Raw genomic sequence first — 26137 nt, forward strand, 5'->3', positions numbered from 1 at the left:
CGCCGTCGATGAAGGGATATCTAGCAAAACTCGTTTCCGACGTCAACAACAATCTTGAAGTTTTTATCGGTTCGAAGTTCGATCCCACCAACCTTTCAGTATTCCGGACAAACTTCATCGTTCGCAGAAATGAGACTACCCCTGCGTTTACTATTCCTCAAGCCACTTGCGCAGCCTGAAGACTTTCACTGTTCGTCAGAGGAGCCGCTAAGACTTGCCGTTTTCTGGCAGCTACGGCTCGTGGCGTCGATCGGGACCTCTGAGAGAGTCCGATCAGACCCGGCATCCAGTGGAGTTCCCGTGGAACTCTGCTGACGCGGTGTCTGTGACATGAAGCCTGCCTGGATCTGAAATCCGGCGGGGCTGCGGATATGTCGATTAGCCGGCGCTTTGTCAACACCTCATCAAGCGGATTTCGCATTTTCCCGTGCCCCACCCGGGAGGCATGCTTAACGGCTCATAAAACCCTAGCGCCAGAGGCTGGGCCGTCGTTGATCCGTATCAAAGTGAAGAAGGTTGGAGCGGGCGATGGGAATCGAACCCACGACATTCAGCTTGGGAAGCGCTCTCAAGCCATTGATTTCATTTTCTCACGTTCCCTAGCCCCCTCCCCTCTTTCCAGTCCGGCAGCAAAGGCTAAGCTTGGCGTCGAACAGGGGCGAGTGATGATCTTTAGCAAAAAGCAGGCAGGTCGGACGAAGGAGCAGTACGAGCGAGACGTCGGGCTGCTCTATGGGCGCGACGTGACCACCTTGTTGATCGCGCAAGCACATTCCTACTTTGCGCACAGCGCCCGCGAAGACGATCACCCTTGGCGTGAAGGCACCGTAGAGCTAACCGGCGTGCTATCGAGCCGCGGAGGCTTGGCGGATGGCGATCTGGCAATCCGCGTCCGCCTCAAGTTTCTGGACTTTAGCAAGATGGACGGGTCGATCGGTAGTTGCTCCCTTACCCATCTGCTCACGGACGAGAAGCTACCTGTCGAACAGCGCCGCCTCTTATGTGAGGTTACGATCAATGACCCTGAAAACCGGCTCGCGCGGCGCGCCTTTGCGGCCGTGCGTGATGCAGCAATCTCACGACGGCCCTTCGAGCGGTTCCGGATGCACATCGAGAAGGTCGATCTGCAAGCCGCTCTGGCGGAACTCAAAAAGAAGGGCGTGGGGCCCTACCTCAAGGTACAGGGGTTTGGGATGTGGCCTACGGTAACCTTGCCGGATGCGCCGCAGTGGGCTTGGCTTGACGAGGGAGACCTGCCCTACTGACGCGGCTTATGGTATGGCCCGCAACTGCCACTTTCGGTATAGCCTGTTGGATCCCGCCGACGATCTCATCGCACGACACATGCAGTCGATGGCATCGTCAGGCCGGGCAGTACCGGTCTATGGAGGATCGCCCTCCCTCCTCCGGCTCGTCTGCTGTTGCAGTGGTATGGAAATTTGCGGCCATACCGGTAAGGAAGATCTTACACCTACCTCAGGTCGAATTCCGACCACTAAAGTAGCGGATACTGAAAGATCGAGTGTTGTCGGGAGTATCTCAAGTATCGCAGGAGGGGTGGCCCTCCACGTTTCCATACCCCCTGCCCTTCGGACGCATTGATCCGGCTCTTCGGCTCCCGTATCTCCTTCGGCGAGGAGAATTACTATGTCGACCGAAGAGACCGGCCCGGAGGCCGATGATCCTGCCGTTGTTCCATTTCCGGCTACGGCTGCCGCGAAGCGGCAGCCGTCATCGGTCGAGAAGATATGGGGCCGTCCTGTCGTGAGCTTGGGCTATGCGGCAATCCCCTCGATCCTCATTCAGGCGCAGAAGCGCATCGGCATCACGCCGACGCAGATGAACATCATCGTCCAACTGCTCGATTATTGGCATGAGCCCTCTCGTCGTCCCTTTCCGCCGAAGCGTGAGATCGCAAAGCGGATCGGGATCACAGAGAAGACGGTGCAGAACAATATCCGCGCACTCGAAAAGGCAGGTCTGATCCGGCGGGAGATCCGAAAGACGGCTGCGGGCGACTATAACACCAACGTTTATCATCTCGACGGTCTCGTCTCGAAGGTGCAGGCGCTTGAGCCCGACTTCGCAGAGGCCCGCCGGAAGCGCGCTGAGGCCCGTACCGCAGCCGAAACCCCGGCCGGGTTGCGATCGGCGTAAGGGCGCAGTCATGAAACCTCTCGATCCGGCGGGACAGGCCGTTGCGCCCAAGCCCTATCATCCCCCTCTGCTCATTGGCGGCTCGCTCATCACGTTCCAACACTTGGAGCCGACCTACCTCAACTGCTTCATCAAGAACCTTGAGCGCACCCTCAAGATTGCGGTGAAGTTCTCGAACCACTGCTTCACCGATCACTTCAAGACAGGGGTGCATGAGCCCTCTTGGAAGGTGATGGACGGCATTAAGGAGAGGGTCTTCTGTCACACTCGGTATGGCCTGTCCGAACGGCTCCCCGGCATGATCGGAGCCCTGCCGGAAGCGGCCGTATGGCAGACCACATGGGAACGAAATTACGTTTACTTCATCACGCTCGATGATGGGTCGGGTCATAATTACCCGATGTTCTTCCGATTGAAGAAGGACAAGGGCAACGGATGCCATCTCGAACTATTTGTCGAGAGCGCCTACCCGTTCGCCGCCGAGGAGACGAAAGCCCTGATTGCAAGCTCCTCAAAGGTCAAGTTTGCAATCCTCTGCGCCAACGTGTTTATGGGGAAGAGTGTAACCTTCAAGGTGAAGCGCTAAAAGTAAAAGGCCCCACAAAGGGGGCCTTTTGGGAACTCACCAACCCACTTCGACCTTGCGGTCTATCTCGCGTTGCGCGTGGACCATAGCACAGAGGCTACGGCGGGGAGAGACTGTTGCAGGTGATCTGTTCTCTCCGACGAGACCAACGGCCCCATCTGCGAGGACAATACGCAGGAGCCGGATCGGTTTCAAGAAATTTTTGTGGCCTCATGCCACACATCTGCACAAACCCAAGGGGCATAAGGGTTTGGTAGTTACCCACAGGGGTAACCGGCGGCCAAGGCCTTTCCTAAGGTCAAGCCGCAGCTCGGTCGAGCACGTTCTTCACGCTTGTCGCATACCACCGGCCACCGCGCGGTGTCGGGATCCCGCGGGCGTTCAAGGCGTCGGCGACGTCTCGAAGCGTCTTTGCTCCGGCTTGTTGAATTTGCCGGATCACTGGAACAACATTACTGGCGTTCCGATCGGCCTCGGCTTTGATCGTTTCTAGGCCAAGCCCGCGCGCCTTTTCGAGTTGAGGGCTCCCGAGCCGCCTACCCCGCGCCTTAGCGGCCGCGAGAGCGTCCTTCGTGCGCCGAGAGATAAGCGCCCGCTCCTTCTCGGCTAACGCGGCGTAGATATGGAGCATGAACGGATCGGCATCCGCTCCAAGCTCGGCGACGATGAAGGGCACCCGCTGCGCCATGAGACCGGAGATGAAGGCTACGTCGCGAGACAGGCGATCGAGCTTTGCGACCGCTACCGCGCACCGCCGCTTCTTGGCGGCCGCGAGGGCGGCGGCGAGCTGCGGCCGCCGGTCGAGTGCATCCGAGCCCTTGCCGGTCTCGACCTCGATGAATTCGGCAACGATCTCGTAGCCTTCCGCCTCGGCGAACCGAGTGAGGGCGGCGCGCTGTCCTTCGATGCCGAGGCCGGAGCGGCCTTGCGTCGAGGTCGAGACGCGGAGATAGGCGACGAAGTGGCGAGGAGAGGACATGAGCAAAGATGCCTTAAAACGCGTCTGTATAGAAATAATACGAACGTTTGGATTTTATACAAGGTGGATTTTCGCGACCTCGCCTTCTATGTGACCTTGTAAAGTCACCTCATTGACCCCACCTAAGATACAACCCGGTCGCGATCTCACGCTTGACCGGAGACGGCCACGAGCCGAGGCATGACGCCGGATGTACGCGCATGCCTCGCCCTTCGTGGCCGTTGGCGTTTCTAGGCGGCTCTCCGATCCCAAAGCATTCGGACATGCTTCCATGTCACCCCTGAAAGGGCCCACCGGGCGGTCTTGGCATCGACGTCGAACCGTTTAGCGAAGTCGACTGCGGACATTCCAAGCGCGCGGCCGATCGCAACCTTCCGCTCGTCGAGCTTTGCGATCCCACTGTGCGACCCATGAGCTATGCGCCCCTTGCGAGCGGCCTCACCCATGTTGTCGAGCCTGGTGCCCGGCCGGAGGTGCGCTTCCGCTACGCAGCAAGGCGTGTCGCAGGAATGCAGGGCCTCCACTCCCGGCGCGAGCGGCCCGTGAACCTGCTCGCAGGCGAACCGATGCGCGCGCACGGTCTGCTCGCCATCGAAAAAGGATCCGTACCCGTCACGATCAATGGCACCGAGCCAAAGCAAACAGCCGGAGGTCGGCTCGGGAATGCAGAGGGCCTCGAAGCGCTCACGGGCGGGCCGGGCGCGGCTAGACTTCTTCGTCATGGTCGTCCTTTCGGGAGGCCCGGCGCTCGGCTCGGGCATGAAAAAGCCCGCTCGAAGCGTGTGCTCCGGCGGGCTCGGGTTTGAGTTGTGTTATCTTTAGGCCTTGGGCTCTTCGCCTTTCAGCTCGCGGAGGCGGGCCTCAGCCTTCTCAAGCTCCTCGCGGGCTTCGGCCGCCTCGGCTTGGGCGATGGCGGCGCGGATGCGATCCTTCCCATCGCCGCCACTCCAAGGTTCCATAGAGCCACCGAAGCGCTCCGCGATCTCCTCGGGAGTTGTCTTCTTCTCGTGGGTCACAGCAGCTCTCAATCGTCGCTATGCGGCTAACGGCCCGCTACGAAGGCCGAGAAACTCGCCCAACGTGACCCACTCAAAACGCACGATACTCACACGAGAATTCCCGCCGCGTCCGAGAGGGGGAGCCCGGAAGCGAAGACGCTTGGGATCATGACGCAGGTGCCACATCAAACACGCGGCCTCGATCAAAGGGAAGATCGCACTGTCCTTCTTAGGTCCCACGCGGACCCTCGTGCCGCAAGAATGGTCCAGACGACGACCATCCTCGGTGATACCGACCGGGATGCGCTTCTTGAGAAGGTCGGGGCGGTGGACCTTGAGGAAATCAAGGATCTCGGCAGGCTTGCGGTTAACGATCGTCTTCATTTTCAGTCCTCCAGTTCTGACAGTTGCTTCTTCAAAGTCTCTTTTTTGCGATCGCGACCAAGTGCGCGAAGATGCTCTTCGGTCCGGCCGGTCTGGCGAGCCAAGAAGCGCTGCTTCTTCTCTTCAAGCGGATCACGAATGAAAGGCTTGAGGTCGGGATATGCCTGCTTGAGGACATCACACGTCCAGTAGTCAGTCTTGTCGGCAGGGAAACCAAGAGCAATGCAGATCTTCGGAAAAGCCTCCGGAGGGATCTGCAACTTAGACCCTTGCTTGCGCCAGTTGATGACGTTCGCCTGACTTCCACCCTCATATCCGAGATCTTGAATGGCTTTCAGCAGCGCCGCGTTGGTCATACCTACACGGTTCATATGCTCGTTGAGCCATTCACTGGGCTCCACATGTCCGACCTCAGGGTCCTCGGCGGGAACCCTGTACTCCCTCGTTCTCATCGTCGCTTCCTTACTGCTAATTCACTTCAACTGAACTTATATAAGTTGAACTGAATTGCAAGAGGGCCGATCCGTTTTTCTGTCTTTGTGCAGCCCCCCGAGAGCAGATCGCTAGAGATGGCCTGTAGCAGGCGCGAACTAGCATTCGGCACTGGCCCGTAACAAAGAGGCTAAATGCCCGCCCGTGGCCGCGAAAACGGGCCGGACGGGCATGTTTGGTGTTAAACCGCAGCCTTGAGGCACTCATACGTCGCGCGATCGTCTCGAAAGAGCCTACCCTGCTCTGTGAGGTTCCAGCTCTCGCGCTTAAATGGGTTCAGCCTGCTAAAACTGCCGGAGCTGCGCGAGCTGCCGAGCGTGCCGGGATTGACATCGGCCTCGACCATGAGCCGCCGGGCGAGATCTGGGTTGTCGCGAATGATGCGCCCCTGCATCGTGAGGTTGCGATGAGCTGCAAGCCACGGGTTCGGCCCGTCGAAGCCGGTCGCCCCCGGCTTCTTGTTGTCATCGCGGAAGCAACGCGGCCGCTTCTGTTTCAGCTCGGCGACGAAGCCTTCGAGCGTGAGCCAATCGCCCCGAGAACCGATGCGGCGCAGGCCTTTGTCGTCGACGATCTCGACCTCGACTTTGTCTCCCTCCTCGTGGAGTTGAGCTGCGGCCGTCACTTGGGCGAGGAAGTAGTCGCGCCATGCCGGGTCGATCTGCGCGCCATCGAGGGCGGCTGCGGCCTTCTCCGCGACGAGGAACCTCTCGACTTGGCTGCGCCATTTATCGGCCGTAGCCTTGAGCCCGTCGACGTTGCCAAGGGAGAGGCCGCCGACGGGCTCAACGTCGAGAACGAAAGAGCCGTCACCCGTGGCGCGATAAAGGTCGCGGTGCTTGGCTTCGACTTCGGTGAGGGATGCGATTTTTGCCTTGAGGGGCATGGTATTCTCCTACGGTGTTGGGTGTTAGTCGCCGCCTTCGTTTTGCAGCAGAGCGCCGGACCTAAATCTGCGCTACGAAGGAATGGGTGATGGCTATGCGCTGCTCACGCGCTTGCCGTTGAGGATCCGAAGCAGGTCCGCGTCGGAGAGCGGCCTCGGAGGGGCTTTTGCTTCCACTCGATCGGGCATTTCGAGCAGGTTCTTAGCCAGGTGAACCATGACCTGCGGGTCGTTTGAGGCGAACAATCGCCGCCGAAGGTCGATCCGGCCGAGAGCCTGCCCGCGATCGAAGGCCTCGCGGAGCCGGGGATGCCGCTTGAAAGCCCGATACAAAGACCGCTCCGTCACGTCGAAGAATGAGGCGGCCTCTGCCATGGTCGCCCATAGGCGGCCGAGGCGAGCGAGCGTGTCGCAGGTCTCGGGATCTTCTCGGAGCCTTGCGTTCGGCATCAGAGCGCTCCTTCGTTCGTAGCCACAATAAGGGACCTGATGACAAAGGGGTCTTTGGCGATCTCCTTCTCGATCCGCTCGGCGCGCTCGGTTGCGGCTCGGCGGATGAACTCGCTCATGCAGGTGCCCTCCTCGAAGGCTGCGGCTTGAATGCGCTCCCGAAAGCCGGGAGGTGCGCGGAACCGGAGAATGTCCCGCCATAGGGTGCCGTTCTCGGCAAACAGGTCGAAGAACATGGTCGCCTCTCAAAGAAAAACCCGGCTCTCGGGCCGGGCTGCGGTGGTCGGTCGGGTGATAGTTCTCGGCGGTGCGTGCTGCATGGTGCGCCAGGCGTCGATAGCCTCGGACGCGAGGTTGTCCGTCATGCCGGAACGCTTGCCGAGAACCGGGTAGGTTCCCTTGTATCGGGTGAGGCCTCGGCTCCATGCGGCCTGCGGCGTGGATTGCTTTGCCAGGTATCCGAGGGCGCTTCGCAACTTGCCGTTTTCGGAGATGGTCGTTCGGCGATCGGCTTGTCTGACGTCGATCTCGAAGGGCTCGGGAAACCAAGCGTTGAGCGCAGCCTCGAACTTCTCGAAGAAACGGGGAGCGACATGCACGAGCATGTGCAGGTGCTCGCCTCGGCCGTCCTCGTTGACTTCCCTCGACCATAGGAAGGTCGGCTTGAAGCCGTGCCGCCGGGCGAAGATGCCGAGCCGGTTGCGGAAGGCCCGGTAAGCCTTGACGTGATCGGCCGGGCTCATGGTGCCGTCGGGATCAAACGGCCGGTAGGTGACGAGAGCGTTGAGCGGTGTGCCGATGCGGGCCGCGTGATGCCATGCCTCGGATAGCTCCTTCACCTCTTTCACGCCGAGGCCGTTGGTGGTTTTCTGGACGAACAAGAGAGCCTCCATCTTGAACTGAAAGAAGCCGCGCTCGCGTACGCACGCGAGGGACAACAAAAAACCCAAGCCATTGAATGACTTGGGCGGATGACTTCGAGAGCAGATGATGATTACAGCTTGAGCCGAGGATCTGCCTCGCTTTTGGAGCCTTTACGCGGCCTGCGCGGGCTCGGTTTTCGGCTTGATCTCGCAGCTCGCGAGCCAGGTATCGAGATCCTCTCGTGCAATGCGGATCGTCTTCGGCGACAGGCGGAAAGCGCGGATCTCGCCGGATGCGATCAGCTCGCGCATTAGAGGCACCGAGACGCCGACGTACTTCGAGGCTTCGGTAAGGTTCAGATGGGTCTCGCGGTTCATGGGTTCTCTCCAAACGAAACACCCGCCCGAGCAGGGCTCGGGCGGGTGCGGTTGAACGGTGGAGATCTGCGGGCAGGCCGTACTTGGCTGCGGACGCAAAACTCCGATCATGCCTGCAAGAATGGTGAAATTTGTGCGGGTAGTGAACCCCTACCGAAAGATTATCGACAGTATTCTACGATTTGAGTGCTTCGATCCCCGATCATCATACAATCTGCATACAATCCTGCGAATGACGTCTGTCGGACCTATACTTCACAGATCCCGATAACCGTGACGGCGCGCCTACTCAATCCGGTTCGGGTCGGGGGCCAAGTTCTCCAACCGCATGCGGAATGTGGTAAGGCCTCTTACCTCGTCGACGCCGCCGCTGATCTGATCGAGCAGCCCGTCGATAACATCGCAGCATTGATCACTTCCCGGCAATTCAAGCCATACCGTCCCAGGATATCGAAACAGCTGCTTTTTATGTTCGGGCGACATCAACTCAATGACCTTGTTGAGCAGAGGCTCGGCTGGCTGAAAGCCATATTCGACCTGAGCCCGCTTGTAAGATGCGTTGAGATCATGTCCTAGGCCCATGAGCATGGACCAGCGGTCGCCATTTGCTGCGAGGAACGCCTTCAGACCCAGCTCTAGCCCATGGCAGAGCAGGAAGTACCGTGGGCTGAGGAACTGCTGTCGACCCTGTTCAAGCTTCCTCGCCGCTCCGATGTAGGACCGCGCTGCTTTATGAAGCTCGCCCGCATGTATCCCCGGAGGCATGGGAACGAGCCGCCTTACTTTCCTTTTCTTCGACGTAGTGGAGGGTAGAGGACCTGCAATTTCAGTCGCTACAGAGAACGGCGGTTCAACGATTTGATGTGCAGATGCATTTCTTCGAGCAAGGTCATCGGACATTACGCAACACTCCGGCGTTTTACCCCCACTCAAGATCAACTCTCAGTTCTGCATCTACGTTGCTTCTCCTGCCCTCGGGCACAATGCCGCGTCACAAATCTCGATAGCGCTGCCGATGCTCGGCTTCGAGCGCTCTCCTTGCCTCGATCTCACCGACGTGGATCTCGAACATCTCCTGCCCGGCGATACCTATCTGACCGCCTTTAGGCGAACTTCATGTAGATGGAGCCGCTCCCTGCCTTTCATGGCGACTTCCTCAAGGCTAAGCTTCCTACACGCTACATCATAGGGGGCTACGTTGTTCAAGATCGCAACTATCATCGCAATCAGCATGCTTGCCGCCATCCCGGCACATGCCGAGATCATCGGCGCGAAGGTCGTAGACGCCATGGACCTTCAGATTTCACCGAACAAGTACAAGCAGAAGGGGATCGAAGTTAGAGGAGTTCGCTGCTACCACGCGGACGAGGATGAATATCGCTGCACTCACACGAGCGCAGATATTATGATTATGGGCCTTAACATCGAGCCCGCCTCTGCGAAATCTGCACTTGAGGAAAGCTGCGGCGAGATCCGCAAGGTTTTCAGCTCACCGAAGTGCCGCTTTACGATCCGCCTCTACCCCTCCCTAATCGATCAAGACGAGATCAGTGGCGGGCAAAAAAGGACGGTGATCGGAGCGGAGACAATCGAGATCGTTAAGTGAAATCGATACCCGCTTGAGGAAAACTCATGCGGGAAAGATCGACGAAGGTCCTTTGCAGCCGATATGTGCGTGACCCTCTTCAATGAGGATCACGCATGGCGAACGCAACCGCTCGCACTGAGACCGCCCGCCCGCGGCACGAAGGCGACTTCTTCCCCTCCGAGCGGGAGATTGCGCGTCGCCTAAATCAAACACCGGCAGAGTGGGCGGCAAAGGCGAAGATCCTCGAAGGAGACGGCCTCCCCCCTGTAGATCCGCTCATGGGCGGCAGATATTGGCCCGCCGTGCGGCGCTACTTTGACTGTCGCCACGGGGTGACTAGCATCGGTCCGCTCCATCATGCCGATGGAGAGGAGAACTTAGATGCATTGTGAATGTCCAACGCCCGGCCTAAAGCGCCGGAAGCGAAAGAGCGGCCCCGACATACTTTATTGGGTTGCCCGCGCCGATCTCGTGAAAGCGGGCTACCGGCCGGAGACGGTACGCCTCTCCTATTCGCCCGACGATCCGGCGCAGATGCCTTTGATCTCGGCGGCGTGCCTCAAGCTTCAAGCGGAAATGCTCGAATGGTCATCGGGCCGGAAGCGTGATCCGGCCCGCTTCGACGGGACAATTAAGGGCCTCTCCCGCCGGTACCAGACCGATCCGGCGAGCCCATTCCAACGCCTAAAGCACAACACCCGGCGGAAGGATCTCTACACGGTTGCCATTATCGAGAAGGCCTTCGGCAAGCGGGCTCTCGCGGCGCTTAGGATTGCTGATTTCTACCGATGGTATGATGAAGCAAAGAAGCCGAAGATGCCCGGCGGGCGGGAACGCGTGCGCCGAGCATATGGGATCATCAAGAAGCTGCGAGAGATGATCTCCTATGGCGTCATGGCCGAATTGCCCGAGTGCTCCCGCCTCTCAGAGGTATTGAGGCATGCCCGCTTCGAGCAGCCTGCCCGGCGGTCCGAAAAGCTGGAACTACATCACGTCGAGCAGTTCGTCGCGAAGGCTCTCGATATGGATCGGCTCTCTCTCGCCCTCGGCACGGCTATCCAGTTCGAGGCCGTGATGCGCCAGAAGGACGTGATCGGCGAATGGGAGCCGTTACCGCCGGGAGCATCCGCGAGCGGGATCGTGCTGCGAGGGCGGCGTTGGGTAAACGGCCTCACTTGGTCGGACCTCAATGAGGAACTCGTAATCCGGAAGCGCACGACCAAAACTGGCGCATTTGTCGCACACGACCTCAAACTCTCCCCGTTGGTGCTCGATCTCCTCGCGAGGATCCCGGCCGATCGGCGGGTAGGCCCTCTCATCATCGACGAGAAGGCGGGACGCCCCTACGCCCACGACGCCTACGGGCGAGAATGGCGACTTGTGGCGCGGGCTGCGGGCATACCTGACGAGGTATGGAACATGGACGCTCGGGCAGGCGGCATCACCGAAGCCGAGGACGCAGGCGCGACCCTTGACCATATCCGGTCAGCGGCGGCCCATTCGCAGACCTCGACGACCATCCGCTACTCCCGCGGCGCGGTCGGCAAATCGCAGGAAGTGGCTCGGCTCCGGCAGGCCTTCCGAGCTGCGAAGAACGGGACCTGAACAGCCTATAGGGAACGCGACGGGGAACGTGGGGAACACGAGATTAGTGGCAGAACGTCGGAAAGCTTTATCCACCAAAGGGTTAAGGTGGAGCGGGCGATGGGGATCGAACCCACGACATTCAGCTTGGGAAGCTGACGTTCTACCTCTGAACTACGCCCGCGCTCTTTCAGAGCATATCGATCTTGGCTGCACTTCCGCAAGGGGTCAGCGGAAGTGCTTCGACAGTTTCAAGCCTTGAGCCTGGTAGTTGGAGCCAGCCCCTGCCCCGTAGAGCACCTTCGGGCGCTCGGCCATGCGCTCATAGACAAGGCGTCCAACGATCTGCCCGTCCTCCAGGATGAAGGGAACATCGCGGGAGCGGACCTCGAGAACCGCGCGGGCCCCCTCCCCTCCTGCGCCGACATGGCCGAAGCCCGGATCGAAGAAGCCGGCATAATGGACGCGGAACTCGCCCACAAGCGGGTCAAAGGGCACCATCTCGGCCGCATAGTCCGGCGGGACATGCACGGCCTCCTTCGAGGCCAGGATATAGAACTGGCCCGGATCAAGGATCAGAGTCCGGCTGGCATCAGCGTAAAGCGGCTCCCAGAAATCGGAAATCCGGCAGGAGCCTGGCTTGTCCACATCCACAAGCCCCGTATGGCGTTTGGCGCGGTAGCCGATGAGATTGTCGGAGCCGAAACCCGCCAGATCGACGCTCACCGCCACCCCCTCCTGGATCGACGGCTCGGCTGAAGTGACGACCCGTTCGCGTTCATGCAGCGCCTGGAGTTCGGTATCGCTTAAGCGCACCTCACCCTTGCGCAGGCGCAGTTGCGAAAGCCGTGTGCCCGTCCGCACCAGGACGGGGAAGGTGCGGGGCGAGATCTCCGCATAGAGCGGGCCGGCATAGCCCACACCGATGGTGTCGAATTCCTGGCTGCGGTCTGTGATCACACGGGTGAACACGTCGATGCGGCCCGTCGAGCTCTTGGGGTTCGCGGCGGCGGACAGGTCATCCGGCAGGGCCAAGCTTTCCTGCAGTTCCGCGATATAGACGCTGCCCGTCTCCAGAATAGCCCCGGCCGAGAGGTCGATTTCATGGAAGCTCAGCTGGGTCAGGCGATCCTTCACCGTATGGTTGCGACCCGGCAAGAAGCTGGCGCGGACGCGATAAGCCCGGCGGCCCAGCCTCAGATCGAGGCTTGCAGGCTGCACCTGATCGGAGGCGAATGGCGTCTCCGGTTTGATCACGCCCGCTTCCGCAAGGCGCATAATGGCATCAGCCGATTGGATCCCGTCCTTCAACGCAACCATGATCTTGTTCCAGGGCCCTGCCCTTACTCGAGTGTTCTAGAAACTTAGGTGTCGACGTCGTGTAGCGGAATTGTCAATCCGTTTCACCATTCTCGTCGCGAAATGCGTACCAGGCCAGCCCCACCCGGCCCAGGGCGCTCATGAAGGTTAATCCGGCAAAGGCATAGGCCAGAACCGGGAACAAGCCGGGCACTATCATCATGGCGACAAAGAACAGGATGGTCTCCGTACCCTCCATGAAGCCGGCCATGTAATAGATGGACTTGATCTCCCGGGAGCCGCCCGTGATCCCGCGCTTGGCCGCAACCGCCGCGAAGGCCAGGAAGCTCGCCCCGTTCACATAAAAGGAGACGAGGATCACGGTTGCAGGCACGGCATTGGACCCAGGGTCCTGCAGGGCGAGAGGCCAAGGGAATGGCTCCGTAAATCGCGAAGTCGCAGACGATATCGAGGAAAGCCACCCCGATCCGTAGGCCCAATGGAGCGTGCGATGGCTCCGTCCAAGCCATCGAGCACGCGGCTGAGAGCGAAGAGAAAGAGAGCTGCCACTTCCATGCGCATCGTCAGCATGAAGGCAGCGGCTAATCCGGCACCGAAGCCCAGCAGGGTCGTGGTATCGGCGGAGACACCGGCCTGGGCAAGCCCCTGCCCGATCCGATTCAAGCGCGGATCGATTCTGCGCCTCACCCACCCGTCAAGCATGGCCCCTCCATGAAGCCCTCGATTGACGGGGCTTCATGGCCGCCTTACCACGGAGACCGAGCATTCCACCACTGGCTTCAAGGGACCACTCATGTACAAGGCCGTCACCCGCGGCATCAGCGTGACCGTGACACCCCGCTACTTGCCGGATGAATCCTCGCCCGACGAAAACCGCTATTTCTTCGCCTACACGGTCGAGATCATCAACCTGAGCCTTGAGCGCGTACAGTTGCGCGCCCGCTACTGGCGCATCATCGACGAGCAGGGCCGCGTGCAGGAAGTGCGCGGCGCGGGCGTCGTTGGCGAGGAGCCGGTGCTCGGCCCCGGCGAGAGCTACAGCTATACCAGCGGCTGCCCCCTGACCACGCCGAGCGGCACGATGCAGGGCAACTATGTGATGGAAACCGCAGGCGGCGAGACCTTCGACGCCGAGATCCCGGCCTTTTCACTCGACATGCCGCGCAACAAGCGCGTGCTGCATTGAGGTTTGCATGTCTTCCAACGGTCAGCGGCTCACGCCGCTTGAAATGCTGGCGAAGCTGGTTGCGTTCGATACGGAGAGCGCGAAGTCCAATCTGGCTCTGATCGAATTCGTAGAAAGCTATCTGCAGAGCTGGAATGTGCCCTACGTGCGCGTGCCGAACGAGACCGGTGACAAGGCCGCGCTCTACGCCACGATCGGCCCCCAGGACAAGGGCGGCATTGCGCTGTCCGGCCATACCGACGTTGTGCCCGTGGCGGGCCAGCCCTGGACGTCCGATCCTTTCACCCTGCGCGTCGAGAACGGTCGTGCCTATGGGCGCGGCGCGGTGGATATGAAAGCCTTCGACGCGCTGGCGCTCGCGCTGATCCCGGAATTTCAAGCCGCCAATCTCAAGACGCCGATCCACATCATGCTCTCATACGATGAGGAGACCACCTGCCTCGGCGTCGTCGACACCATTCGCCATCTCGGCCACGACCTGCCGCTGCCGAAAGCGGTGATTGTCGGCGAGCCGACGATGCTGGAAGTGGTGGATGCGCACAAGAGCGTCTTGACCTTCACAACGACTGTGCATGGAGCGGAAGCGCACTCATCCAAGCCCTATCTCGGCGCAAGCGCCGTGATGACGGCGGCGGAGATGATTGGTGAGCTCAATCGCATCGCCGACGAGATGATGGAGCGCGGTGACACGAGCGGGCGCTTCGATCCGCCCTACACCACCGTGCATGTGGGCGTGATCTCCGGTGGCACCGCGCGGAACATCATCTCGAAGTCCTGCACCTTCCATTGGGAATTCCGCGGCCTGCCTAGTCAGGATCCGAACGAAATTCCGGGCAGGCTCGAAAAATTCGCGCAGGAAGTTGCGCTCAAGCGTCTCAACCGCTTCGGCGATTTCGGGCGCATCGAGACGAAGCTCCACGCGCATGTGCCCGGCCTTGCGCCGGAGCCCGGATCATTCGCTGAAACATTGGCGCTCCGTCTGGCAGGCAAGAACCGCACGCAAACGGTGCCGTTCGGAACGGAGGCCGGTCATTATCAAGCGGCCGGCATTCCGACCGTCGTCTGCGGCCCCGGCTCCATTGACCAGGCGCATCAGGCCGACGAGTACATCACCCTCGAGCAGCTGGAGGCGGGCGCGGCCTTCATGCGCCGTTTGGCGGCGACCTGCGCCGAGTCATGACAGCCTGTATCCACGCCATGGCCGCACTTGGTTTACGGCCGCCCACACCTTCGGAACACCAGGTCGCAAAGACCTAGATGCCCGGGACGAGCCCGGGCAGGACGATGAGGACACGTTAGCGAGAACAGATTTTACGCATCCGTCTTCGCGATCTCGGCCTCCACTTCGGCAGGATCGAGATCGTAGAAGCGCGAGCAGAACTCGCAGGTGATGCCGATGCGCCCGTTGTCGCCCACCATGTCACGCCGATCCTCGGGCGAGAAGCGGCGCATCATGCCCATGATGCGCTCGTGCGAGCAGGTGCATTCCTCGTGCACGTGCTGGCCTTCGAACACGCGCACGCCACGCTCGTGGAAGAGACGGTAGAGCAGCCGCTCGCTCGACACCGCGGGATCGATGAGCTCGTGATCTTCCACCGTCGCCAGAAGCGACTTGGCTTCGACCCAGGCATCGTCCTCGGAAGGCCCAGCGAGATCGTTGGAAGGATGGCCCTCCGGAATGTCGCCGGGATGAAGGTCGGCCTGGCGCAGCCGCTCGGATGAGGACGGCAGGAACTGGATCATCAAGCCGCCCGCGCGATAGGTATGACGACCGCTTTCGAACTGCTCGGCAACGGCGAGACGCACCTGCGTCGGGATCTGCTCCGACTGGCGGAAATACTGGTGCGCAGCCTCCTCGAAGCCCTGACCTTCAAGCGCAACCACGCCCTGATAGCGGCTGCGTTCCGTGCCCTGGTCGATGGTCATCGCGAGATAACCATGACCGAGCAACTCGCCTGTGCTGGGCGTCGAGGAGCCGAGCGCTTCCAGTTTCTCCTTGTCGAAGCGAGCCGTAGCGCGCAACTTATCCGGCGCATTGAAGTCCACCACCACCATGTCGATGATGCCATCGGTCTTGGTCTGAAGCTGGAAGCGTCCTTCGAGCTTCAGCGACGCGCCGAGCATGACGGTGAGTGCAGCCGCCTCACCGATGACTCGCGCGACCATGTCGGGATAGCCGTGACGGGTCAGGATGGTGTCGATGGAGGGACCGAGGCGCACCACGCGCCCGCGCACGTCGAGCGGCTCCACCGCGAACGGTAGAACGACGTCATCATGTCCCTCGAACGAAGTTGAACTCATGCGCTTGCTGCTCCAAGGCACCACGCCAGGATGCCCTTTTGTGCATGAAGCCGGTTCTCGGCCTCATCGAAGACTACGGATTGCGGACCATCCATGACGTCATCTGTCACCTCCTCCCCGCGATGCGCCGGCAGGCAGTGCATGAAGACGGCATTCTTGGCGGCCACGCTCATCAGCCTGCTGTTGACCTGATAAGGCTTGAGCAGGTTGTGGCGGCGGAACTCGTCATCATCGCCCATCGAGACCCAGCAATCGGTGACGACGGCGTCAGCCCCCTCCGCTGCCTCGAAGGCGTCGGTCGTCACGCTGATCTTTGCTCCTTCCTGCTTTGCCCAGGACAAAAGCTCCGGGCGCGGAGCAAGTTCCGGCGGAGATGCGATCTTCAGCGTGAAATCAAGGCGCCCCGCCGCGTGAACCCAGGAGGCGAGCACGTTGTTGGCATCGCCCACCCAGGCGATCGTACGCCCCTCGATGGAGCCGTTATGCTCCTCGAAGGTCATGACGTCGGCCATGATCTGGCACGGATGCGTCATCTTGGTCAGGCCGTTGATCACGGGGATCGAGGCGTACTGCGCAAGCTCCGTCACCATGGCATGATCGAGCGTGCGGATCATGATGGCATCCACATAGCGCGAGAGAACACGCGCTGTGTCGGCGATGCTCTCGCCACGGCCAAGCTGCATCTCCTTACCCGTGAGCATCAGCGTCTCGCCGCCGAGTTCGCGCATACCGATATCGAAGGAGACGCGGGTGCGGGTGGAGGGCTTGTCGAACACCATGGCAAGCGTCTTGCCCTCGAGCGGGCGCTCCTTCGAGCGCTCCCCACGGCGACGCTTGGCCTTGATCTCGGATCCCACCTTCAGGATATGACGGATCTCAGACCCGGAAAAATCGCTGAGATCGAGAAAGTGACGGGTCTTCATTGAGCTGCTCCAGGCTGAGCGGTTTTCTTCAGCTCGGCTTCCATGGCCGCGCAGGCGGCATCCAGACGATTGAAGGCTTCCGTGATGTCTGCATCCGAGATGATGAGCGGCGGCAGAAGCCGGACCACGTTGTCGCCGGCAGCGACCAGAATGAGCTTCTGAGCGCGGGCGGCGGCGATGAAATCGGTGTTGGGCACAATCGTGCGAATCCCCATGATGAGACCTTGCCCGCGAACCTCGGCGATGATGCCAGGATGACGGTCCTTCAGTTCGGCGAGGCGCTGCTTCAGCAGCAGCCCCTTGCGCTCGACCTCCTGCAGGAAGCCGGGCTCCAGGACAACATCGAGCACAGCGCTTCCAACCGCCATGGCGAGGGGGTTGCCGCCGAAGGTGGTGCCATGCGTTCCGACCGTCATGCCCTTCGCAGCCTCGGCCGTCGCAAGGCAAGCGCCCATCGGGAATCCGCCACCGATGCCCTTGGCCACCGACATGATATCCGGCTTCACGCCCGTCAATTCATAGGCAAACAGCTTGCCGGTGCGCCCAACACCCGTCTGAACCTCATCGAAGATCAGAAGGAGGCCGTGTTGATCGCAAAGCGCGCGCAACTCCTTCATGAAGGCGGCATCGACCGGTCGTACGCCGCTCTCGCCCTGGATCGGCTCGATCATCAGGGCTGCCGTCTGCGGGCCAATGGCGGCCTTCAGGGCGCCGAGATCATTGAAGGGCACCTGATCGAAGCCTTCGACCTTGGGACCGAAGCCTTCCAGATATTTGGCCTGGCCGCCCGCCGCGATGGTCGCAAGGGTGCGCCCATGGAAAGCGCCCTCGAAGGTGATGATATGGAAGCGCTCGGGATGACCGTTCACATAATGATAGCGGCGCGCCATCTTGACCGCCGCCTCGTTCGCCTCAGCACCTGAATTGGTGAAGAACACCACATCCGCGAAAGTGTTCTCCACGAGCCGCCGGGCCAACCGCTCTCCTTCGGGGATCTGATAGAGGTTCGAGGTGTGCCAGATCTTGGACGCCTGCTCCGTCAGCGCCTTGACCAAGCGCGGGTGGGCGTGACCGAGGGCATTCACGGCAATGCCAGCCCCGAAATCGAGGTATCGCTGCCCGTCTCGGCCGTAGAGCCAGGGCCCCTCCCCCTTCTCGAAGGAAAGCTCGGCACGCGCAAAAACAGGCAGCAATGGCGATGTCACGGGTTGTCTCCGCCTCTCATGGTGACCCAAGGTCGCACCTGGAGGCCGGCCTTGAGCCTTAAAAAAGAAAGCGCCGCCCAAGCGGGGCGGCACGGTAGAGATTCTAACGAGGTGCGAGTCCCTGTCAATTCAAGAGAAATGAAGTGACTCATCACGGGCAAATTTTCCGCAAGGTGACTTCCCTGGGGAAAACGACAGGGGGTGGCCGGGGACTCTTGCGCCCGAGTCCACCCATCCTGTAACTTCAGGGCAGTCGAGTACGGCATTCGTGCGGCGGCTCTCACCCTCAGGAGCGACCCCTCTCAGCGCGGTCGGACATCAAGTTTCTGTCCGCGAGGTATGGGGGATTCTGGGTTTAAAGAAGCGGCCACGATGGAGGCAGGTTTAAAAATGACAGATGCGGGCGCAACTTGGACGGATGAGCGGGTCGAGCTTCTCAAGAGGCTCTGGACCGATGGCTTGAGCGCAAGCCAGATCGCTGCCGAGCTTGGCAATGTGACCCGCAACGCGGTGATCGGCAAGGTTCACCGCCTCGGCCTCTCCGGCCGTGCCAAGGACGCGAAGCCCACCACTGCTGCCCCGCGCGCCCGCAAGGTGACCCGCGCACCCAGCGCCCCGACCCCGATTGCGCCTCAGGCCCACAGCAATGTGGTTCTCGCCCCCATTCCGCTTCAGCCGGCGCGAGAGGAGCGAGAGGTGATGGTCGAGGAGGAGGATGTGGCGATCCCCATGTCCGAGCGCGTGACCATTATGGACCTGCGCGAGTCCATGTGCCGCTGGCCCATGGGCGATCCTACGAAGCCGGAGTTCCGCTTCTGCGGCGCCCGCTCCATCACGGGCCTGCCCTATTGCACGCACCACGCCCGCATCGCCTACCAGCCGGTGACCGACCGCAAGCGTGAGCGCAAGCTGGCCCGCGCCTAGAGCCTCGGACCCAAAAGTGGAAGGCACTTTTGGGACCCACCCGACGCTCATTTTCTAGAGCAGCGCATCGTTGAAAGCGGAAAACCGGGTCCACTTTTCCGTGCGACGTGCTAAACGCGATAGGGAGTTTCAAACAAAAAGGCCGCACTGAGATCATCAGCGCGGCCTTTTGATTTTTTGATAACCGATCTCAACTCTCTGCGTTCGCAGCCTGCTCGGCCCGGGCGAATGTTTCGTCAAAGGAATAGCCGGCCCCGCGCACCGTGCGGATGGGATCGGGCATCTTGGGTAGGTTGATCGCCTTGCGCAGGCGGCCCACATGCACGTCCACCGTGCGTTCGTCGATATAGACGTCGTGTCCCCAAACCGCATTGAGCAGATGCTCGCGAGAGAAGACGCGACCCGGGCTCTGCATGAGAAACTCCAGCAGGCGGAACTCCGTGGGACCCAAGTGCAGGTCCTTGCCGGAGCGGCGCACGCGATGGGTCTCGCGGTCGAGCTCCATGTCGCCGGCCCGCAGCAATGTCGCAATATGGGCAGGCTTCGTGCGGCGCAGCAGCGCGCGCACGCGGGCCAGCAGTTCCGGCACCGAGAAAGGCTTGACGATGTAATCGTCCGCGCCGGTGGCCAAGCCGCGGATGCGGTCGCCCTCTTCGCCACGGGCTGTGAGCATAATGATCGGCAAACGCTCCGTTTCCGGACGCACACGGATGCGGCGGCAGAGTTCGATGCCGGAGAGGCCTGGCAGCATCCAGTCGAGCAGCACGATATCGGGCACCTGCTCGCGCAGGCGGATCTCAGCCTCGTCCCCGCGCGAGACGCTGTCCACCTCGTAGCCCTCGGCTTCGAGGTTGTAGCGCAGGAGCAGCGTCAGCGGCTCCTCGTCCTCCACGATCAGAACGCGAGGCCCCATGCTCAGGCTCCTGCCTCGGCGCTGGTGTCGATGGACCGGTCATTCTTAGGCCGATCAATCGCGAGAGTCTCGCCCGTCACCAGATAGTGCACCGTCTCGGCAATGTTGGTGGTGTGATCGCCGATGCGCTCGATGTTCTTGGCGCAGAACAGAAGATGCGTGCAGAATGAAATGTTGCGCGGGTCTTCCATCATGTAGGTCAAAAGCTCGCGGAAGAGCGAGGTGTAAAGCGCGTCGATGGCGCCATCGCGCTTCCACACGTCGAGAGCGCGAGCTGTGTCCTTCTGGGCATAGGCATCGAGCACGTCCTTGAGCTGACCCAGCACCAGGTCGCTCATGTGCTGAAGCCCCACCACGATCTTCTGCGGCTGGAAGTCGGAGCCGATGGCGAGCGCACGCTTGGCGATGTTCTTGGCGAGATCACCGATGCGCTCGACGTCGCCGGAGACGCGGATGGCCGAGATGGTTTCGCGCAGGTCCACCGCCAGCGGCTGGCGACGGGCGATCGTGAGGATGGCGTTCTCCTCCACCTCGCGCTGAAGCACGTCCAGGCGCTTGTCCGAAGCAATGACGGTTTGCGCCAGGGCCGTGTCGTGGCGGACGAGCGCTTGGATCGCATCGACCAGCATCTTCTCGGCGATGCCGCCCATCTCGGAAATCCGTCGCCGGAGGGCCTGCAGGTCGTTGTCGTAGGAGCTGACGATATGCTCCGCCATGGGAAGCCTCCTTGTAGTGCTTCAGTCAGCCGAAGCGGCCCGTGATGTAATCTTGTGTTTGTTTCTTGGACGGGTTCATGAACATCTTGGTCGTCGGCCCGAATTCGATGAGTTCGCCCAGATACATGAAGGCGGTGAACTGCGAGATGCGCGCCGCCTGCTGCATGTTGTGGGTGACGATGACGATGGTGAACTCGGAGCGGAGCTGCTCGATCAGCTCCTCGATCTTGCCGGTGGAGATCGGATCGAGGGCAGAGGTCGGCTCGTCGAGCAGGATCACCTCAGGACGCTGCGCGATGGTGCGCGCGATGCAAAGGCGCTGCTGCTGACCGCCGGACAGACCCATGCCGGACTGGCGCAGCTTGTCCTTCACCTCGTCCCACAAGGCCGCCTTGCGCAGAGCTTCCTCAACGCGACCGTCGAGCTCGCTCCTGGACAGCTTCTCATAGAGACGAATGCCGAAGGCGATGTTGTCGTAGATCGACATCGGGAACGGCGTCGGCTTCTGGAACACCATGCCGACGCGAGCGCGCAGCTCGTTCACGTCGATGGACGGCAAGAGAACATTCTGTCCGTCGAGCAGGATCTGCCCCTCTGCACGCTGCTCCGGATAAAGGCTGTAGATGCGGTTGAACGTGCGCAGCAGCGTCGACTTTCCACAGCCGGAAGGGCCGATGAGGGCCGTCACCTGCCGGTCATAGAAATCGAGGGAGATGTCCTTCAGGCTGCGGAAATCGCCGTAGTAAAAGTTGAGTTTCTTGACGGCGATGCGGGCCGGTGCGTTGGTATCGGCAGCGGCCGCATTCCCGATGGCGCTGCTCGTATTGACGGCAATCGTGCTGCTCATCGGACTTTATCCTTCTTCAAGAGCAGGCGCGCCACGATGGACAGCGCCAGGATGGACAGGGTGATGATGAGTGCGCCGGCCCAGGCGAGCTGCCGCCAGTTTTCATAAGGTGCCAGCGCGAACTGGTAGATCGTGACGGGCAGATTCGAGACGCCGCCCATCAGGCTCGGACTGAACCAGAAATTATTGTTCAGTGCAGTGAAGAGCAGCGGCGCGGTCTCGCCGGCGATGCGGGCCGTGGCAAGGATCACGCCCGTGACCATGCCGGCGCGAGCGGCCTTCCAGCTGATTTTCACAATCACCGTGGACATGGGCGCGCCGAGGGCCGCTCCTGCCTCACGCAGGGAGCCCGGCACGAGGCGCAGCATGTCCTCGGTCGAACGGACGATCACGGGCACGGCGATGATCGCTAGTGCCACACCGCCCGCCCAGCCGGAATAGCCGCCCATCGGCTGCACCATCAGAATATAGACGAAGAGACCGATGAGAATGCTGGGCGCTGCCAGCAGAATGTCGTTGACGAAACGAATGACGGTCGCGAGCTTCGAGTTCTTGCCGTATTCGGCGAGGTACGTCCCCGCGAGCACGCCTATCGGCGTGGCTATCATGACGCCAAGAATGGTGAGGATCAGACTGCCGACGATGGCATTGGCGATGCCGCCTCCTTCGGTGCCTGGACCCGGTGTCGTTTCGGTGAAAACAGCGGGCGAGAGGCCACCGATGCCTTCAACAAGGAGCATCAGCAAAATCCATCCGAGCACGAAGGCTCCGAGACCCGTAAACAGCGTGCAGATGATCTTCAGGGCACGGTCAGCGACATGGCGGCTGCGACGCACACGGCCCCAGGGCGCATGAGCCGTCGTGGCGGGGTGATCATAAACAGCGGTATCCATCATCCACCTCTTCAGTGCGTCTTCACGCGGGCGATCAGGAGACGCGCGAGGGCCAGAACAATGAAGGTCACGACGAAGAGAATGCAGCCGAGCGCAAGCAGGGCATTCATCTGCAAACCGGCCGCCTCATTGAACTCGTTGGCGATGCGGGACGCGATCGTGGAACTCGGGTCGAAGAGCGAAAGCGACAGACGGTTTGCGTTGCCGATCACGAAGGTGACCGCCATCGTCTCACCAAGCGCACGGCCGAGCCCCAGCATAATGGCGCCGATGATGCTGACGCCCGCTTGCGGCAGAAGGACAAAGCGCACCACTTCCCAGGTGGTGCAGCCGATGCCGTAGGCGCTTTCGCGCAGCACGGTCGGGATCTGGTCGAGAATGTCGCGTGTGATCGAGGCAATGAACGGAATGATCATGATCGATAGGATGATCCCCGCCGTCATCATGCCAACACCGGACGGCACGCGAGCGTAGAGCACGGTTCCGAGGATCGGCATGCCCTCGACGATGGAGGTCAGCGGAACCTGGACGTATTTGGCAAAAAGCGGGGCGAAGACGAAGAGACCCCACATGCCGTAAATGATGCTGGGCACCGCGGCCAGAAGCTCGATCACCGTTGAAACGGGACGGCGCAGCCAGGGCGGGCAAAGCTGGGTGAGGAAGATCGCGATGCCAATGGAAATCGGAACGCCGATCACAAGCGCGATGAGAGCCGATGTGAGCGTGCCGGAGATGGCGACCCATGCGCCATACTGATCCTGCCCCACATTCCACACGCTGGAAGTAACGAAGCCGAAGCCGAATTCCTGGAAAGCGGGCCATCCACCATAAATCATGGTGCCGATGATACCGGCGAGGACGGCGAGGACGACCAGGGCGGAGCCGTAAGCAGCCCAGCGAAAGCCCTGATCGAAAGCAGGAGAGGAGCGGCGGCGGAGGGTCTGCATGTTCGATACGGTCATCTTATCAGACACAACAACCATCCGCCTCACTCCTCACGACAAGCTACGTAGAGCTGTCTTTCTTACTTCTTGTAGACCGGCTGTCCCGAGGCGTTCTTGATCTCGTTCGCCCAGGTCGTGCGGATCTGCTCGACGACGTTGTCCGGCAGCGGCACGTAGTCAAGGTCGCTGGCGAGCTTGTCGCCGTTCTTGTAGGCCCAGTCGAAGAACTTCAGAACCTCAGCGGTCTGCTCTGGCTTCTCCGCGGTCTTGTAGACCAGGATGAAGGTGGGATTCGTGATCGGCCAAGCGTCGTCACCAGCTTGGTTGGTCAGCGAGATGCCGAAGCCGGGAGCGGACGACCAGTTGGCGCTGGCGGCAGCGGCCTGGAATGACTTGATCTCAGGCTGCGGATACTTGCCCGCCTGGTTCTGGAGCAGAGCATAAGGAATGTTGTTCTGCTTGGCGTAGGCATACTCGACATAGCCGATCGAGTTCGGAACCTGCTTCACGGTTGCGGCGACACCCTCATTGCCCTTGCCACCCTGGCCAATCGGCCAGCTGATCGTGGTATTGGCGCCGAACTCGTTCTTCCAGGCCTCGGAGACCTGCGACAGATAGGTGGTGAACACGCTCGTCGTGCCCGAAGAGTCAGAGCGATAGACCGGGGTAATGTTGGCGTTCGGCAGGTTCACGCCGGCATTCAGCTGGGCGATTTTGGGATCATTCCACTTGGCGATCTTGCCTTGGAAGATGTCAGCCAGAACCTGGCCCGTGAGCTTGAGCTGGCCCGCCTGAACGCCCTGGATGTTCACGACGGGGACGACGGCGCCCATGACGGTCGGGAACTGGACGAAGCCGTTCTTCTCGAGATCGGCGCCCTTCATCGGAGCGTCTGTGGCGCCAAAATCGACGGTCTTGGCCTGGATCTGCTTGATGCCGCCGCCGGAACCGATCGACTGGTAGTTCATGCCGATGCCGGTCTCTTTCTTGTAGGCCTCAGCCCATTTCGAATAGACCGGGAAGGGGAAAGTCGCGCCTGCGCCGGTGATGTCGGCAGCGGACGCCGTAGTCGTCAGGCTCGCGACGGCAAGGCCGGCCGCAATGGCGAAGGACATGATCTTCACGATAAATCTCCCTGTTCATACAAGCGCGGCAGGTGGTTCCATGACCTACTCCAGACCGCGCGAGGGACAGCTAGGCCCAGCGGATGTCGGCTCTACGACAGTTGGATGACAATTAAATGACACCCGAAAAGGATCCCATGGCAATGTCTCGGGATCGTGTTGTCACCCAGTTGAGGGAGCCTCGGGAAGCGTAACGTTAAAACGCGCGCCCTGCCCTGGCTCGCTGGTGATATCGAGCTGGCCGCGGTGACGGTTGACGATGTGCTTGACGATAGCGAGGCCTAGACCCGTGCCGCCCTTATCCCTGCTCTCGGCGACATCGACACGGTAGAACCGCTCCGTCAGGCGCGGCAGATGCTCCGGTGCGATGCCGGGGCCGTAATCCCGAACGGAGAAAACCGCTGAGCGGCCTTTGGAGTTGTCGTCTGCCTCGACACTCTCAACCGTAACGTCCACAGCCCCGCCGCTCTCACCGTATTTCACGGCGTTCTCGATCAGGTTCTCGATCACACGCAAAAGCTCGTCCCGGTCGCCGAGGACCAGAACGGGGCGCGACGGCAGCGCCATCCGGATCTCTACGCCTCTCTCCTTAGCCCTGGGCGAAAACGTCTCGACCATTGGAACGACGAGAGAACCAAGATCGACGATTTGCGTCGGCGAAACATGAGCCCGCATCTCGATGCGCGAGAGGGACAGCAAATCATCGATCAGCCGCCTCATGCGCTGGGCCTGCAATCGCATGATCTCGAGAAAACGCTCGCGCGCCTTGGGATCGTCCTTAGCCGGTCCCTGTAAGGTCTCGATAAACCCTAAGAGAGAGGCGAGAGGCGTGCGCAGTTCATGGCTCGCATTGGCTACGAAATCCGCCCGCATGGCCTCAAGTCGTCGCGCCGAGGTGAGATCGCGGAAGAACAGGACGACACCGGACTGCACGGCCACGCCCGGCCCCTCGGTGTGCAAGGGGCCGATATGCACCTCGAAGGTGCGTTCCGTAGGAATCCGCTCGGAATATTCGATGCGCAACGGAGTTGTCACCTCCAACACCTCCTCGATGCCGTCGAGCACATCGGGACTGCGCAGAGCAAAGGACAGGGGGTGGCCGACCTTCAACCCTGGCAGGAGGAGATAGGCAGCCTTGTTTGCCTCAAGAATGACGGCCCTTCGATCGACAAGGATGACAGGATCGGGAATATGAGCCAGCACAGCCTCCGCCATGCCGCTCCGGGCAGAGGATTTGGGACGCGTTTGCAGGGCTTGGCCTAAGCGTTGCCGCTGCCGATGGCTTAGAACTAGGCTGAGCGCTATGGCGCTGATGGCCCCCACAACAAACCAGATGTCGCCGTATCCGCGCCAAAGCGCAACAAGGCTCAGCAGCAGGCAAGCCAGGAGTGCCCCGCGAAACGCGGCCATGCGCAGCGGGTTGGCGCCTGAAAAGCTGCCTTCCGGCCTGATCTCGCCTGGATCTGTCATGATGCTGCAGGGTTCCCGATGAGTTT

General features: G+C 61.0%; 32 protein-coding genes and 1 tRNA gene. 8 read left to right on the plus strand and 25 right to left on the minus strand.

Features of this window, described 5'->3' with window-relative positions; translation table 11 throughout:
- Positions 1-665 precede the first annotated feature (665 nt).
- From AA309_RS11995 to AA309_RS12005, 3 genes are all read left to right on the plus strand, one after another.
- Positions 666-1265, plus strand: coding sequence for a hypothetical protein (locus AA309_RS11995; protein WP_150117515.1), 600 nt, complete (start codon positions 666-668; stop codon positions 1263-1265).
- A 382-nt stretch (positions 1266-1647) separates the two neighbouring features.
- Positions 1648-2157 carry a helix-turn-helix domain-containing protein gene (locus AA309_RS12000; RefSeq protein ID WP_047189266.1) on the plus strand — a complete coding sequence of 170 codons (510 nt, stop codon included), beginning with the start codon at positions 1648-1650 and terminating at the stop codon, positions 2155-2157.
- A 10-nt stretch (positions 2158-2167) separates the two neighbouring features.
- Complete coding sequence (locus AA309_RS12005) at positions 2168-2743, plus strand: hypothetical protein (protein WP_047189267.1); 576 nt, start codon at positions 2168-2170, stop codon at positions 2741-2743.
- 298 nt (positions 2744-3041) lie between these two features.
- Here the strand turns inward: AA309_RS12005 and AA309_RS12010 are convergent, their stop codons facing one another.
- The 11 genes from AA309_RS12010 to AA309_RS12060 all read right to left on the minus strand — a co-directional run bounded on the left by AA309_RS12010 (position 3042) and on the right by AA309_RS12060 (position 9073).
- Complete coding sequence (locus AA309_RS12010; protein WP_047189268.1) at positions 3042-3722, minus strand: recombinase family protein; 681 nt, start codon at positions 3720-3722, stop codon at positions 3042-3044.
- 230 nt (positions 3723-3952) lie between these two features.
- Positions 3953-4444 (minus strand): HNH endonuclease family protein, encoded by a 492-nt coding sequence (locus AA309_RS31925; protein ID WP_150117516.1) that lies wholly within the window; start codon positions 4442-4444, stop codon positions 3953-3955.
- A 96-nt stretch (positions 4445-4540) separates the two neighbouring features.
- A complete protein-coding gene (locus AA309_RS12020; protein ID WP_047189269.1) occupies positions 4541-4738 on the minus strand; it encodes a hypothetical protein in 198 nt (65 codons plus the stop codon).
- 18 nt (positions 4739-4756) lie between these two features.
- A complete protein-coding gene (locus tag AA309_RS12025; protein WP_047189270.1) occupies positions 4757-5104 on the minus strand; it encodes a hypothetical protein in 348 nt (115 codons plus the stop codon).
- Positions 5105-5106: 2 nt separating this feature from the next.
- Complete coding sequence (locus AA309_RS12030; protein WP_047189271.1) at positions 5107-5556, minus strand: hypothetical protein; 450 nt, start codon at positions 5554-5556, stop codon at positions 5107-5109.
- 221 nt (positions 5557-5777) lie between these two features.
- Complete coding sequence (locus AA309_RS12035; RefSeq protein ID WP_047189272.1) at positions 5778-6482, minus strand: hypothetical protein; 705 nt, start codon at positions 6480-6482, stop codon at positions 5778-5780.
- A gap of 93 nt (positions 6483-6575) precedes the next feature.
- Positions 6576-6932 (minus strand): hypothetical protein, encoded by a 357-nt coding sequence (locus AA309_RS12040; RefSeq protein WP_047189273.1) that lies wholly within the window; start codon positions 6930-6932, stop codon positions 6576-6578.
- Positions 6932-7168, minus strand: coding sequence for a type II toxin-antitoxin system TacA family antitoxin (locus AA309_RS12045; protein WP_047189274.1), 237 nt, complete (start codon positions 7166-7168; stop codon positions 6932-6934). The genes AA309_RS12040 and AA309_RS12045 overlap by 1 nt, the downstream gene beginning before the upstream one ends.
- Positions 7169-7177: 9 nt before the next feature.
- Positions 7178-7813 carry a hypothetical protein gene (locus AA309_RS12050; RefSeq protein ID WP_150117517.1) on the minus strand — a complete coding sequence of 212 codons (636 nt, stop codon included), beginning with the start codon at positions 7811-7813 and terminating at the stop codon, positions 7178-7180.
- Positions 7814-7966: 153 nt separating this feature from the next.
- Positions 7967-8173 (minus strand): helix-turn-helix domain-containing protein, encoded by a 207-nt coding sequence (locus AA309_RS12055; RefSeq protein WP_047189276.1) that lies wholly within the window; start codon positions 8171-8173, stop codon positions 7967-7969.
- 285 nt (positions 8174-8458) lie between these two features.
- The gene (locus AA309_RS12060) at positions 8459-9073 is read right to left on the minus strand and encodes a hypothetical protein (protein ID WP_150117518.1); all 615 of its coding nucleotides are present in this window, start codon (positions 9071-9073) and stop codon (positions 8459-8461) included.
- Between the two features lie 331 nt (positions 9074-9404).
- Between AA309_RS12060 and AA309_RS12065 the strand changes: the two genes are divergently transcribed.
- Both AA309_RS12065 and AA309_RS12075 read left to right on the plus strand, forming a co-directional pair.
- Positions 9405-9779: a hypothetical protein gene (locus AA309_RS12065; protein ID WP_160310444.1), complete on the plus strand. Its 375-nt coding sequence runs from the start codon at positions 9405-9407 to the stop codon at positions 9777-9779.
- Between the two features lie 363 nt (positions 9780-10142).
- Positions 10143-11366 (plus strand): site-specific integrase, encoded by a 1224-nt coding sequence (locus tag AA309_RS12075; RefSeq protein WP_047189280.1) that lies wholly within the window; start codon positions 10143-10145, stop codon positions 11364-11366.
- A gap of 88 nt (positions 11367-11454) precedes the next feature.
- Here the strand turns inward: AA309_RS12075 and AA309_RS12080 are convergent.
- The 4 genes from AA309_RS12080 to AA309_RS37420 all read right to left on the minus strand — a co-directional run bounded on the left by AA309_RS12080 (position 11455) and on the right by AA309_RS37420 (position 13367).
- Positions 11455-11529: transfer RNA gene (locus AA309_RS12080), tRNA-Gly, on the minus strand.
- A gap of 44 nt (positions 11530-11573) precedes the next feature.
- Positions 11574-12665 carry a 2'-deoxycytidine 5'-triphosphate deaminase gene (locus tag AA309_RS12085; RefSeq protein ID WP_047189281.1) on the minus strand — a complete coding sequence of 364 codons (1092 nt, stop codon included), beginning with the start codon at positions 12663-12665 and terminating at the stop codon, positions 11574-11576.
- 73 nt (positions 12666-12738) lie between these two features.
- Entirely contained in the window at positions 12739-13038 is a 300-nt protein-coding gene (locus AA309_RS37415; protein WP_342027943.1) for a hypothetical protein, read from the minus strand.
- Positions 13023-13367 (minus strand): CDP-alcohol phosphatidyltransferase family protein, encoded by a 345-nt coding sequence (locus tag AA309_RS37420; protein WP_342027944.1) that lies wholly within the window; start codon positions 13365-13367, stop codon positions 13023-13025. The genes AA309_RS37415 and AA309_RS37420 overlap by 16 nt, the downstream gene beginning before the upstream one ends.
- A gap of 91 nt (positions 13368-13458) precedes the next feature.
- On the opposite strand from AA309_RS37420, the gene apaG reads away from it, so the two are divergent.
- Positions 13459-13851, plus strand: coding sequence for a Co2+/Mg2+ efflux protein ApaG (gene apaG, locus AA309_RS12095; protein ID WP_047189310.1), 393 nt, complete (start codon positions 13459-13461; stop codon positions 13849-13851).
- A 7-nt stretch (positions 13852-13858) separates the two neighbouring features.
- Complete coding sequence (gene argE, locus AA309_RS12100; RefSeq protein WP_047189282.1) at positions 13859-15031, plus strand: acetylornithine deacetylase; 1173 nt, start codon at positions 13859-13861, stop codon at positions 15029-15031.
- A gap of 131 nt (positions 15032-15162) precedes the next feature.
- Here argE and AA309_RS12105 read toward each other — a convergent pair whose 3' ends face one another.
- From AA309_RS12105 to AA309_RS12115, 3 genes are read right to left on the minus strand one after another with little or no spacing between them, the layout of a single operon-like run.
- On the minus strand, positions 15163-16152 hold the full coding sequence (locus AA309_RS12105; protein WP_047189283.1) for an Hsp33 family molecular chaperone: 990 nt from the start codon (positions 16150-16152) through the stop codon (positions 15163-15165).
- On the minus strand, positions 16149-17075 hold the full coding sequence (gene argF / locus AA309_RS12110) for an ornithine carbamoyltransferase (RefSeq protein WP_047189284.1): 927 nt from the start codon (positions 17073-17075) through the stop codon (positions 16149-16151). Before argF ends, AA309_RS12105 begins: the two co-directional genes overlap by 4 nt.
- Positions 17072-18280 carry an aspartate aminotransferase family protein gene (locus tag AA309_RS12115; protein ID WP_047189285.1) on the minus strand — a complete coding sequence of 403 codons (1209 nt, stop codon included), beginning with the start codon at positions 18278-18280 and terminating at the stop codon, positions 17072-17074. Before AA309_RS12115 ends, argF begins: the two co-directional genes overlap by 4 nt.
- A 390-nt stretch (positions 18281-18670) precedes the next feature.
- Here AA309_RS12115 and AA309_RS12120 point away from each other — a divergent pair, with 390 nt between their 5' ends.
- The gene (locus AA309_RS12120; RefSeq protein ID WP_047189286.1) at positions 18671-19204 is read left to right on the plus strand and encodes a GcrA family cell cycle regulator; all 534 of its coding nucleotides are present in this window, start codon (positions 18671-18673) and stop codon (positions 19202-19204) included.
- 190 nt (positions 19205-19394) lie between these two features.
- Here the strand turns inward: AA309_RS12120 and phoB are convergent, their stop codons facing one another.
- From phoB to AA309_RS12155, 7 genes are all read right to left on the minus strand, one after another.
- A complete protein-coding gene (phoB, locus tag AA309_RS12125; RefSeq protein WP_047189287.1) occupies positions 19395-20117 on the minus strand; it encodes a phosphate regulon transcriptional regulator PhoB in 723 nt (240 codons plus the stop codon).
- Positions 20118-20119: 2 nt separating this feature from the next.
- Complete coding sequence (gene phoU, locus AA309_RS12130; RefSeq protein ID WP_047189288.1) at positions 20120-20833, minus strand: phosphate signaling complex protein PhoU; 714 nt, start codon at positions 20831-20833, stop codon at positions 20120-20122.
- Positions 20834-20858: 25 nt separating this feature from the next.
- The gene (pstB, locus tag AA309_RS12135; RefSeq protein WP_047189289.1) at positions 20859-21680 is read right to left on the minus strand and encodes a phosphate ABC transporter ATP-binding protein PstB; all 822 of its coding nucleotides are present in this window, start codon (positions 21678-21680) and stop codon (positions 20859-20861) included.
- Positions 21677-22573, minus strand: a complete 897-nt coding sequence (pstA, locus tag AA309_RS12140; protein ID WP_047189311.1) for a phosphate ABC transporter permease PstA — start codon at positions 22571-22573, stop codon at positions 21677-21679. Before pstA ends, pstB begins: the two co-directional genes overlap by 4 nt.
- 11 nt (positions 22574-22584) lie before the next feature.
- Positions 22585-23535 carry a phosphate ABC transporter permease subunit PstC gene (gene pstC / locus AA309_RS12145; protein ID WP_425286871.1) on the minus strand — a complete coding sequence of 317 codons (951 nt, stop codon included), beginning with the start codon at positions 23533-23535 and terminating at the stop codon, positions 22585-22587.
- A 62-nt stretch (positions 23536-23597) separates the two neighbouring features.
- Complete coding sequence (gene pstS / locus AA309_RS12150) at positions 23598-24632, minus strand: phosphate ABC transporter substrate-binding protein PstS (RefSeq protein WP_425286872.1); 1035 nt, start codon at positions 24630-24632, stop codon at positions 23598-23600.
- Between the two features lie 171 nt (positions 24633-24803).
- Positions 24804-26111 (minus strand): ATP-binding protein, encoded by a 1308-nt coding sequence (locus tag AA309_RS12155; RefSeq protein ID WP_047189292.1) that lies wholly within the window; start codon positions 26109-26111, stop codon positions 24804-24806.
- Positions 26112-26137 lie beyond the last annotated feature (26 nt).

The sequence above is a fragment of the Microvirga vignae genome (assembly GCF_001017175.1).
Lineage (GTDB): Bacteria > Pseudomonadota > Alphaproteobacteria > Rhizobiales > Beijerinckiaceae > Microvirga > Microvirga vignae.